This is a genomic window from Glaesserella sp. (assembly GCF_041814905.1).
Lineage (GTDB): Bacteria > Pseudomonadota > Gammaproteobacteria > Enterobacterales > Pasteurellaceae > Glaesserella.
Window position 1 is genome coordinate 1 of sequence record NZ_JBGXYA010000026.1, and the last position, 7,760, is coordinate 7,760.

Below are 7,760 nucleotides of genomic sequence, written 5' to 3' on the forward strand. Positions count from 1 at the left end.
AATGGCAGCTAAAGGTAATCGCGAAAAGATCAAATTAGTTTCTACCGCTGAAACTGGTCACTTCTACACCACAACGAAAAACAAACGTAATATGCCGGAAAAAATGGAAATCAAAAAATTTGATCCGGTTGTGCGTAAACATGTTGTTTATAAAGAAGCAAAAATCAAATAATTTGCTTTTGACGCTAAAACCCGGTAAATGCCGGGTTTTTTTATTTTCTTTTTTTATGTAAAGAGGCTTCCCTTTCTGAAAAAAAGGGGTAGTATGTGCCGTCCTTAAATATAGCTCTATGTTTAAGTCGTTGTTTCCAACCTATCCCTGTCCTTTGGGGAACGAATAGGGCAAAAACAAAAAAGCTGAAACGCTTTTTTTAATAAGTAGCGAGTCAAATGCCCCATGGCATCTTATCTCTCAGGATGAGAAAGCTTAGGCTTCCCGCAAGGCACCCGACTTATTTTTTTAACCTCCTATAGAAGGTCTATCCATAAAATGACAAATACTCCTGTAACTCCAATTAACCACGCTACCAACGCATACTATTTAGAGCGTCAAGACGCAATGGAATCTAATGTGCGCAGTTATCCCCGTAAGCTACCGCTTGCAATTGCAAAAGCACAAGGCTGTTGGGTAACCGATGTCGAAGGTAATGAATACCTCGATTTCTTAGCGGGTGCAGGAACGCTAGCTTTGGGTCATAATCACCCGAAAATTATCCAAGCGATCCAAGATGTATTAGCAAGCGGCTTGCCATTGCATACGTTGGATTTAACCACACCGTTAAAAGATGCTTTCTCGGAAGAATTACTCTCTTTCTTCCCTAAAGATCATTACCGTTTGCAATTTACCGGACCTTCCGGTGCGGATGCAAATGAAGCGGCGATCAAATTGGCAAAAACCTATACGGGTCGCGGTAATGTGATCGCGTTTTCCGGCGGATTCCACGGTATGACGCACGGGGCATTATCACTCACCGGTAATCTACATGCCAAAAATAAAGTACAGAACTTAATGGCGGGCGTACAATTTATGCCGTATCCGCATGAATATCGCTGTCCTTTAGGTTTAGGCGGTGAAGCGGGAGCAGACGCTTTAACTTACTATTTTGAAAACTTTATCGAAGACGTTGAAAGTGGTGTGGTAAAGCCAGCAGCGGTGATCTTAGAAGCGATTCAAGGTGAAGGCGGTGTTGTGCCGGCCCCAATCAAATTCTTACAAAAAATCCGTGAAATCACTCAAAAACACGGTATTTTAATGATCGTAGATGAGGTACAAGCCGGTTTCTGCCGTTCAGGTAAAATGTTTGCATTTGAACATGCCGGAATCGAGCCGGATATCGTTGTGATGTCAAAAGCAATCGGTGGCAGTTTACCACTAGCGGTCTTAGCCATTAAGAAAGAGTTTGATGCATGGCTGCCGGCAGGTCATACCGGAACATTCCGTGGTAACCAATTAGCGATGGCAACAGGTTACACCGCATTAAAAATGATGCGCGAAGAGAATTTGGCTCAAAACGCTCAAGAACGCGGCGAATACTTAGCTAACGCCATCAATGAATTAGCCAAAGCGTACCCGTGTATCGGCCATGTACGCGGTCGCGGTTTAATGATGGGTATCGAAATTGTTGATGAACGCAAAGCAGCAAACCGGATGGGATCATTCCCAGAAGACGGTGAGTTGGCGGCGGCAATCCAAAAAGCGTGTTTTAACAATAAACTATTGTTAGAGCGTGGCGGCCGTGGCGGTAACGTCGTTCGTGTATTATGTGCGGTAAACATCAGCCAAGCAGAATGTGAAGAAATGGTAAAACGTTTCAGCAAATCTGTCGCAGAAGCGGTTAAAACTGTACGCGGTTAAGTCTGAATTAGCGGTTGAATTTGCAAATTTTTTGCTAATTCCGACCGCTTGTATTGATGAGAACGCCTCCAATGCAGTTTGTCATTGAAATTTTTCTGCAAGCATTGTTAGAGCTGCTAACCGAAATCGTTTTTAAACGTTATCGGAAAGCCTTCCTGATATTATGCGGATTATTCACCCTCGCGATTTTTCTGTACTGCATTTCCGCGAGTGAAAAATGGTGGTTGATACTCTGTTTCGCACTATTGGGGGGATTTTTTAGCAGCCTTATTTTGCTTTCGCTGATTTACGGCATCGACAAACTTCTTCATCTCTCACATAAACAGTAAATTTTTAAACGGAATATAATCATGGTCGACTTTGCAAAACATAAACAAGCCCTATTCTGTAACGATCCGCAATCTATCGCGGATTACGAAAGCGCGATGAACCAAGCGGTACAAGCGGTCAGTTCTTGGCTACAAAATGAAAAAATGTATACAGGCGGTAGCATTAAACAGCTACGCTCAGAAATTGCCTTTAACCCGTCAAAAGAAGGCTTGGGCGTTGCTAAATCCCTAGACCGCTTAATCGAGTTATTCCTCAACAAAAGTTTAAAAGTACACCACCCACACTCTTTGGCTCACTTACACTGTCCAACAATGGTCACTAGCCAAATCGCCGAAGTTTTAATCAATGCTACCAACCAATCTATGGACTCTTGGGATCAAAGCCCTGCAGGTTCATTAATGGAAGTTCAGCTTATCGAGTGGTTGCGTGAAAAAGTGGGCTACGGCAAAGGACAAGCGGGGGTTTTCACCTCTGGTGGTACGCAATCTAACCTAATGGGCGTATTACTTGCCCGTGATGCCTGCATTGCAAAACACTGGAAAAATGCGGACGGCACGGAATGGTCGGTGCAACGTGACGGTATTCCGCCTGATGCAATGCAAAAGGTGAAAGTCGTTTGTTCGGAAAATGCTCACTTTTCCGTACAAAAAAATATGGCAATGATGGGAATGGGTTTCCAATCTGTGGTAACAGTACCGTGCAATGAAAACGCTCAAATGGATACCAATGCGTTAGAAGCGACATTAGCCAAACTCTATTTAGATGGCAAAATCGTGGCTTGCGTTGTGGCGACAGCAGGAACAACGGACGCAGGGGCTATCGATCCGCTTAAAGCCATTCGTGCTATCACGAATAAATTCGGTGTCTGGTTACACGTTGATGCGGCGTGGGGTGGGGCATTATTACTGTCCAATGAATATCGCCACTTCCTAGACGGTATTGAACTCACCGACTCAATTACCCTTGATTTCCACAAACACTTCTTCCAAAGTATCTCTTGTGGGGCGTTTTTATTAAAAGATGAAAACGAATACCGCTACATCGACTACAAAGCGGATTATCTCAACTCAGAGTACGACGAAGAACACGGCGTACCAAACTTAGTGTCAAAATCACTACAAACCACCCGTCGTTTTGACGCATTAAAATTATGGTTTACCGTGGAAGCCCTTGGCGAAAATCTCTACGGTTCAATGATTGACCACGGTGTGAAATTAACTCGTGCCGTTGCAGACTACATCAAAGCGACCGACGGCTTAGAGCTATTAGTTGAACCGCAATTCGCTTCCGTGCTGTTCCGTGTTGTACCGCAAGGTTACCCGGCAGAGTTTGTCGATACCTTGAACCAAAACGTCGCAGACGAACTCTTTGCCCGTGGCGAAGCGAATATCGGCGTAACCAAAGTGAACAACGTACAATCGTTAAAAATGACCACCTTAAGCCCGATTGCGACCTTGGAAAACGTTCAGGCTTTATTAGCTCAAGTCTTGAGTGAAGCAGAACGTATTAAAGAGGCGATTGCGAAAGGTGAATATACGCCGGCGATTGACTAAGTTGGTGGAATTCTTGTTTACAAGCGGTCGGATTTGCAAAAAATTTTGCAAATCTTACCGCTTTTTGCATTAAAACATTGATTTATTCCCGATATTTGGATTTAATGCTTCCCCGATTTCGAATTTAAAATTTAGCACAGAATAAGAGGCATATTATGGCAGAAAGTTTTAGCGTAACCCGTCGTTTCTTTGATGATAAAAATTATCCGCGCGGTTTCTCTCGTCACGGAGATTATACTATTCGTGAGTCGCAAACTTTAGAACAATTCGGTCAAGCTTGTTTAGCACTTGAATCCGGCAGTCGTAAACCGGTAACCGCAGAAGAGAAACATTTTGTTGCTGCGATAAAAGGCGAAAAAGAAGCAGAAACTTTCTTGGAAAAAGTATGGATCAAATATCGCACACTCACGAGCAAAGCTAAACGTATTTACACGTTATCCGGCGATGTGAGCGGCGATGTTGGAATCGGTGATGATTCAGAATAATGTGAAGGTGTGAGAAGGCTTGTAAAAGCCTTTTCTTTTTTAAAATCCCGCTCCCTTTTCAAAGAGAAAGCGTATCAGAGAATGATGACCCTACCAATTGACCGCTATCCTGATTTACTCGCAAAAAAAGCAGAATATCTCACCGCTTTACTGGCTCCTTTTTCTGCGCCAAAACTTGAAGTTTTTGCATCAGAGACAAGCCACTTCCGTTTACGTGCCGAATTTCGTGTATGGCATGAAGACGGTGAGTTATTCCACATTATGTTCGACCAATCAACCAAACAACGTTATCGCGTCGATCAACTGCCGATTGCCAGTACGCTCATCAATCAAATGATGAATGCCCTACTCAACGCGATTCGCGGGAATGAACTCCTTACCCGTAAACTTTTTCAAGTCGACTATCTGAGTACGTTAAGCGGGCAGATTATCGTTTCAATGCTCTATCATAAAACCTTAACAGAAGAGTGGCTTGAACAGGCGAAAGCACTGAAAGCCACATTAACAAAACAAGGTTTCAATCTACAACTTATCGGTCGGGCAACGAAACAAAAAATTACACTTGATCGCGATTATGTAGAAGAAGTATTACATATTGATGGCAGAAACTACGTTTACCGTCAGGTAGAAAACAGTTTCACTCAGCCGAACGGCAAAATGAATATCAAAATGTTGGAATGGGCGAGAAGTTGCACCGCCAGCAGTCAAGGCGATTTATTAGAACTTTATTGCGGTAACGGAAATTTCTCTATTGCATTAGCAAGTAATTTTCGTAAGGTACTGGCAACAGAAATCGCCAAATCTTCGGTCGAATCCGCCCAACATAATATTGAACAAAACGGTGTAGACAACTTGCAGATTATTCGAATGTCTGCCGAAGAGTTTACTCAGGCAATTAACGGGGAGCGGGAGTTTTACCGCTTACGCGGCATCAATCTGAAAGATTATCAATGTCATACGATTTTTGTCGATCCGCCTCGTGCAGGATTAGATCAAGCAACACTTAACATGGTGCAAGGCTATGAGCGCATTTTATATATTTCGTGTAACCCATATACTTTGGTGAATAACTTAGCACAATTATCGCAAACACATCGAATCGAGCGCTGCGCTTTGTTCGATCAATTCCCTTATACGGAACATATTGAAAGTGGAGTTTGGCTAATTCGTAAGTAAATTAACAGCTGTTCAGTGACGAAAAATAGAGCATTTAATGCGTTTGTTTTATTTAATACTTGACCGTATCAGCTCTTATCTATATTATCTCGCCTGTTTTCAACAGCGGAGGAATGGCAGAGCGGTTGAATGCACCGGTCTTGAAAACCGGCGAGGGTTAACGCCCTCCGTGAGTTCGAATCTCACTTCCTCCGCCACGTATTTTCAGCCTGTTGGTAAGTAATTATCAACAGGTTTTCTCTCTCAAGAGAGCAATAATTTATAATAAAAATTCAATCCGGAGGAATGGCAGAGCGGTTGAATGCACCGGTCTTGAAAACCGGCGAGGGTTAACGCCCTCCGTGAGTTCGAATCTCACTTCCTCCGCCACTCTTTAAGCCGTGAGTCATTCACGGCTTTTTATTGGCTTACAAGCGGTCAGAAACGGACCATTTTTTGCAAAATCTTCTCACTGAGTATTCCAAATTCACTAAAAAGACCGAGCCTGTGGAATACAGAACTCAGTCCTTATATTAAGTTATTCTCACTTTGGAGTGAGTGATTACCTTATTTTCAATCTAGCTGTTTGCGCGAGCAAAGGCAGCGGCCTCAGTAACCAGCTCATCACTCGGTCGTTGTCCGGTATACAGTTCAAACTGCTCTACCGCTTGTAATACGATCACCTCCGCCCCTGAGATCACTTTTTTCCCTTGTGCTTGTGCATATTTAATGAGCGGAGTTTCCGCCGGAAGTGCAACCACGTCGAAAGCGACCGAAGCTTGATCAATCATACTCTCTGGGAAAGAAAGAATAAATTCTTCTTTACCGCCCTTCATTCCCACCGGTGTCACATTCACCAAGATATCGGCGGTTTGCCCGTAAAGGGAATCAATATACTGATAGCCGTAAAGTTTAGCCAAATAGCTACCGGTTTCGGCATTGCGGGCATAGATTTTAAGGTTATTGAAACCGGCATCCTTGAAGGCTGCAACAACCGCTTTTGCCATACCACCGCTACCGTGAACAATCACACTGGCTTTTGAATTCAATTGGTATTTCACAATTAACTTCACAATTGCGATATAGTCGGTGTTATACGCTTTTAGATAACCGTCGGTATTCACAATAGTATTGACCGATTCAATCGCTTTGGCAGATTGAGAAATTTCATCTAAAAACGGCATACAGCTCTCTTTAAACGGCATTGATACCGCACAACCTCGGATACCCAACGCACGTACGCCTTTTACCGCATGTTCAATATCGTTGGTCGTAAATGCCTTATACACAAAATTTAACCCCAGTTTTTCATACATATAATTATGAAAACGTGTACCGAAATTACCCGGTCTGCCCGAAAGCGACATGCAAAGCTGTGTGTCTTTATCAATCATTGTGTTTACCTCGTTTACGTTAATGCTCAAAATCCGATAACTGTTTTTGCTGTATTCCTGTAAAAATCAGCCCGTGAATGGTCAAGCTGATGAAAAAACTATTTATAATACGTAACACTATACTGGCAACTTCATTCCAAACCAAGGGATATAACGGATTGCTTACATAAAAGATGATCACCATCAAACTCGCCACACTCAACCAAAATAACCATTTTTGTTTTGCAGTACGGGATGAGCAATAAGGGTATTTTTCCGCCATGCGCCGTTGATAAAGCATAATTGTGATTAAACCTAATGCACCGATACCATATTGCAACCAATCATAAACATGAAAAATAAGCTTAGTCTGGAGAATCGGGAACAGTCGGACAAAATAGCCGTTTTCATGGGTGGTGGCATCCAACGCAATATGCGTTACCATACCAATCCACGCGGAATAGACAAAAACCGCCAGCCATACCAACGGATGTTTGAAGGTGGCTTGCGGCACATTTGATGCGCAAAAATCAGGTAAATGTTCTTTGATCGGCGTTGCCAATATCCAGCGATAAACAGCATAAAATAGCAAACAAAGCGGCAAGTTAACCCATTCGCTGCCAAATAACGTATGCCCGCCGACACCGGTTTTCCAGTGTAGCATATACATAAAATCAGGCGACATCGCCCCAAGCACGAGCGCAGGAAAATGGAAATAACGATGATTACGAGGGAAAGTCAATACGGTAACCGGATGTGCAAAGGTAAACGGCATGTATACTCCTTATACAAAACAAGCGGTAAGCTCGTCATAAAAATTTGCAAAATAGTATAGACAACGGTTTTTGCAAATTTATCGATAAATTTGACCGCTTGTAAAAAAGCCTTGGGTTTCCCCAAGGCTTTCTTTTTGCATTAACGCATCAGCGAAATTATTCGCCAAGACGCTCTTTGATACGTGCAGATTTACCTGAACGCTCACGTAAGTAGTAAAGTTTCGCTTTACGTA

General features: G+C 42.9%; 9 protein-coding genes and 2 tRNA genes. 8 read left to right on the forward strand and 3 right to left on the reverse strand.

Going from position 1 to position 7,760, the window contains the following annotated elements; translation table 11 throughout:
• The first annotated feature begins 1 nt into the window (after position 1).
• From rpmG to ACEYJ7_RS04155, 8 genes are all read left to right on the forward strand, one after another.
• Positions 2 to 172 carry a 50S ribosomal protein L33 gene (rpmG, locus tag ACEYJ7_RS04120; RefSeq protein WP_005624479.1) on the forward strand — a complete coding sequence of 57 codons (171 nt, stop codon included), beginning with the start codon at positions 2 to 4 and terminating at the stop codon, positions 170 to 172.
• A 318-nt stretch (positions 173 to 490) separates the two neighbouring features.
• Positions 491 to 1,855, forward strand: coding sequence for a diaminobutyrate--2-oxoglutarate transaminase (locus ACEYJ7_RS04125; protein WP_373777794.1), 1,365 nt, complete (start codon positions 491 to 493; stop codon positions 1,853 to 1,855).
• Positions 1,856 to 1,926: 71 nt separating this feature from the next.
• Positions 1,927 to 2,184 (forward strand): hypothetical protein, encoded by a 258-nt coding sequence (locus ACEYJ7_RS04130; protein ID WP_373777795.1) that lies wholly within the window; start codon positions 1,927 to 1,929, stop codon positions 2,182 to 2,184.
• Between the two features lie 21 nt (positions 2,185 to 2,205).
• Positions 2,206 to 3,738, forward strand: coding sequence for an aspartate aminotransferase family protein (locus ACEYJ7_RS04135; protein WP_373777797.1), 1,533 nt, complete (start codon positions 2,206 to 2,208; stop codon positions 3,736 to 3,738).
• A gap of 155 nt (positions 3,739 to 3,893) precedes the next feature.
• Entirely contained in the window at positions 3,894 to 4,223 is a 330-nt protein-coding gene (locus tag ACEYJ7_RS04140; protein WP_373777798.1) for a DUF413 domain-containing protein, read from the forward strand.
• Between the two features lie 84 nt (positions 4,224 to 4,307).
• Positions 4,308 to 5,399, forward strand: coding sequence for a tRNA (uridine(54)-C5)-methyltransferase TrmA (trmA, locus tag ACEYJ7_RS04145; protein ID WP_373777801.1), 1,092 nt, complete (start codon positions 4,308 to 4,310; stop codon positions 5,397 to 5,399).
• A 107-nt stretch (positions 5,400 to 5,506) separates the two neighbouring features.
• Positions 5,507 to 5,596, forward strand: a tRNA-Ser gene (locus ACEYJ7_RS04150).
• An 82-nt stretch (positions 5,597 to 5,678) separates the two neighbouring features.
• Positions 5,679 to 5,768, forward strand: a tRNA-Ser gene (locus ACEYJ7_RS04155).
• Positions 5,769 to 5,956: 188 nt separating this feature from the next.
• Here ACEYJ7_RS04155 and ACEYJ7_RS04160 read toward each other — a convergent pair.
• The 3 genes from ACEYJ7_RS04160 to ACEYJ7_RS04170 form a co-directional block, all read right to left on the reverse strand.
• Positions 5,957 to 6,772, reverse strand: coding sequence for a shikimate 5-dehydrogenase (locus ACEYJ7_RS04160; protein WP_373777799.1), 816 nt, complete (start codon positions 6,770 to 6,772; stop codon positions 5,957 to 5,959).
• A 19-nt stretch (positions 6,773 to 6,791) separates the two neighbouring features.
• Positions 6,792 to 7,526: a DUF4184 family protein gene (locus tag ACEYJ7_RS04165; RefSeq protein WP_373777800.1), complete on the reverse strand. Its 735-nt coding sequence runs from the start codon at positions 7,524 to 7,526 to the stop codon at positions 6,792 to 6,794.
• A gap of 157 nt (positions 7,527 to 7,683) precedes the next feature.
• Positions 7,684 to 7,760 (reverse strand): 50S ribosomal protein L19 (locus ACEYJ7_RS04170; RefSeq protein WP_288293967.1); only part of this gene is annotated, 77 nt, incomplete at its 5' end.